This is a genomic window from Halomonas sp. 707D4 (assembly GCF_024158685.1).
Taxonomy (GTDB): domain Bacteria; phylum Pseudomonadota; class Gammaproteobacteria; order Pseudomonadales; family Halomonadaceae; genus Vreelandella.
In genome coordinates, this window is record NZ_JAMZBD010000636.1 from 1 (window position 1) to 1,449 (window position 1,449).

Sequence of the window (1,449 nt, forward strand, 5' to 3'; positions counted from 1 at the left end):
TCGAGGATCAGCGCGTCATACACCTCGGTGCGCACCAGAAAGTCCGCCTCCTGGCCGGCACCGACGACTTCGACCAGCCAGTCGCCCTCCTTCAAGGCCTTGGCGAGCTCGTCGGCCAGCGCCGCGTCGTCTTCCACCAGCAAACACTTCATGGTCGCCCTCCCTGGCGCTCACCTTGCGCGCATCATCTCGTTGATACGCGCTCCCTCGATCTTCATCAACTGCCCGGTACGGGCGTCGAACTCGAACTCCACGACCTGGCCCTGGGGGCCGAGCATCTTGATCTCGTACTCGATCTCGTCGTCGTCGCGCTCCATCTCGACTTCGATCACCTCGCCCAGGTAGCGCGCCTCCAGCCAGTCCAGCAACTGCTCCAAACTCACCGCCTCGCCCTGGCGTACCTCGCCGTGAAGCCCTTCCCAGTGCTGGTCCGCGTAGGCGCCGCCGGCCAGCACGCAGGCAGCGAGGGCGCCGGCGAAAAGTCGGCGGCGAAGCGCAGGCGTGGGCGGACGAAGGCAGCGTAGGTTCATGGCGCCAGCATGCCAAAGAGTACATGAACGCACCATGAACGGCGCCGTCAGGTTGGCGAAAGCTGCGCGCTGCTATAACGGTGTCATCGCGCTGGAGGAGCCGGCGCACGTTCACTTTTTTCTCGACCAGGAGTTTGCCATGACGACCATGACCAAGAGGCTGACGATTCCGGCGACCGCCGTACTGCTTACCGCTGCGATGGGCAGCGCCCAGGCGGACAGTCTGGCGATGGATCGCCTCGACGAGGTCCTCGGCCACGCCGCCGACTACGGCTTCACCCACTTCGAGGAGATCGGCATCAAGAGCCGCAACCGCGCCGAGATCGAGGGCTGGCTCGACGACGAGTGGTTCGCCGACATCGAGTTCTCGCTGGACAACGGCGAGACCCTGCAGGAGGAGCGCGAGCGACTGATCTCCGGCGCCTGGGGCATGAGCGAGGAGGACGTCCGCCAGGCGTTCGAGGCGGCGCGCCAGGAAGGCATGACCGAGTTCGAGGAGATCGACATCGACCGCAGCGGCATGATCGACATCGAAGGGCGCGACGAGAACGGCCGCGAGCTCGAGATCAGCCTGCGCCAGGGCTCCTTCGAGGTGACCGAGGTCGACCGCGACTGAAGGCGCCCTCGTTCCCTCGACGACAAGACGGGTCCTGGTGACCCGTTTTGCGTATGAGGATCGACGCTCAGCGGCAGTCCTGGCAGTTGCCGCGCGCCATGATCGCCTCGCTGATGCGCTCGATCCCCTGGCGGTATGCCGCCTGGCGGTAGGTGATCTTCTCGTCCCTGGCGCGGGACAGCACCCGGCGCGCCTCGCGCTCGAGGGTCTCGTTCAGGCGCCGGTCGACCTCCTCCGCGCTCCAGGCCTGGCCCGCGCGGTTCTGCAGCCATTCGAAGTAGCTGACGATCACCCCGCCGGTGT

Annotated in this window: 2 protein-coding genes and 1 pseudogene; 1 reads left to right on the forward strand and 2 read right to left on the reverse strand. The window is 66.2% G+C overall.

Annotated features, from left to right (window positions below):
- Positions 1-170: 170 nt before the first annotated feature.
- A complete protein-coding gene (locus BIS11_RS17445; RefSeq protein ID WP_253425931.1) occupies positions 171-530 on the reverse strand; it encodes a PepSY domain-containing protein in 360 nt (119 codons plus the stop codon).
- A gap of 139 nt (positions 531-669) precedes the next feature.
- On the opposite strand from BIS11_RS17445, the gene BIS11_RS17450 reads away from it, so the two are divergent.
- On the forward strand, positions 670-1,146 hold the full coding sequence (locus tag BIS11_RS17450) for a PepSY domain-containing protein (RefSeq protein ID WP_253425934.1): 477 nt from the start codon (positions 670-672) through the stop codon (positions 1,144-1,146).
- A 67-nt stretch (positions 1,147-1,213) separates the two neighbouring features.
- Here the strand turns inward: BIS11_RS17450 and BIS11_RS17455 are convergent.
- A pseudogene (locus tag BIS11_RS17455) lies at positions 1,214-1,449 on the reverse strand (glutamate dehydrogenase); the annotation flags it as partial.